The organism is Roseateles sp. (assembly GCF_031397715.1).
Classification (GTDB): Bacteria; Pseudomonadota; Gammaproteobacteria; order Burkholderiales; family Burkholderiaceae_C; genus Paucibacter_A.
On sequence record NZ_JANNMI010000319.1, the window covers coordinates 1 to 1,252 of the forward strand.

The window sequence follows — 1,252 nt, forward strand, 5'->3', positions numbered from 1 at the left end:
GGCAACCCCGCCGGCCCAGCGGGTACGCAAGTTACATGGCCAGCCAGCGAAAAACGCCCATGAACGCGACCGGTAGGGACTTCAGTCTTGACCTTTGCAAGAAACTCCGGCATCATAAAACTAGAAACTTAGTTACATCAAGTGTCGCTTGAAAAAACCAAGCGGCGGCGCAGCCAAACATAAGGCCTCGGCACATGTCATTCGATCTCGTTTTCTTCGGCGGTACCGGCGATCTCACCTGGAGAAAGCTGATGCCGGCGCTGTTCCAGGCCTTCCGCCACGGCAAGCTGCCGGCCGGTGGCCGCATTCTGTCGGTCGCCCGTGACGAAATGACGGACGAACGCTACCGCGAATGGCTGAAGGAGCGCTCGCGTGAAGTTGAAGGTCACAAGCGGCCCAGCGAAGAGGAGTTCGAGCGCTTTGGCGCCCTGCTGCATTACCGCCGCATGGACTTGTCGCAGCCCGAGCATTACCAGCGCCTGAAGGACTGGTTGGACGAGCGCAAGGCCGACACCGTGGTGCTGTATCTGGCCACCAGCCCACATCTGTTCACGCAAATCTGCGAACAGCTCGGTGCCGCCGGCATCAACGAGCCACGCGTGCGCATCGTCTTGGAGAAGCCGCTCGGCCAAGACCTCGCCAGCGCCCAGCAGATCAACCGCGTGGTGCGCTCGGTGTTCTCGGAGAGCCAGGCCTTGCGCATCGACCATTACCTGGGCAAGCCCTCGGTGCAGAACTTGATGGCGCTGCGCTTCGGTAACGCGTTATTCGAGCCGCTCTGGCGCCGCGAGAGCATCGCCAATATCCAGATCACGCTGGCCGAAGGCCTGGGCGTGGGCACGCGCGGCGCCTTCTACAACGAAACCGGCGCGCTGCGCGACATGATCCAGAACCATGCGCTGCAGCTGCTGACCATGATCGCAATGGAGCCGCCGTCGACCCATGATGCCGACGCGATCCGCGACGAGAAGCTCAAGGTCTTGCGCTCGCTGAAACCGTTCACCGCCGAAAGCGTCGCCCGCGATGTGATCCGCGGCCAATACCGTGCCGGCAACAATGAAGGTCAGGCCGTGCCGGGTTATCTGGAAGAAGCCAAGGTGCCGGCCGACAGCCACACCGAAACCTTCGTCGCGCTGCGCACTGAAGTGCAGAACTGGCGCTGGGCCGGTGTGCCCTTCTACCTGCGTACCGGCAAGCGCCTGGCCGCCCGTGACGCGCAAATCGTCATCAACTTCCGGCCGGTGCCGCACCC

At 62.5% G+C, this 1,252-nt stretch carries 1 protein-coding gene; it reads left to right on the forward strand.

Going from position 1 to position 1,252, the window contains the following annotated elements:
• Nucleotides 1–194: 194 nt before the first annotated feature.
• Nucleotides 195–1,252 (forward strand): glucose-6-phosphate dehydrogenase (zwf, locus tag RMO57_RS13930; RefSeq protein ID WP_310387571.1); only part of this gene is annotated, 1,058 nt, incomplete at its 3' end.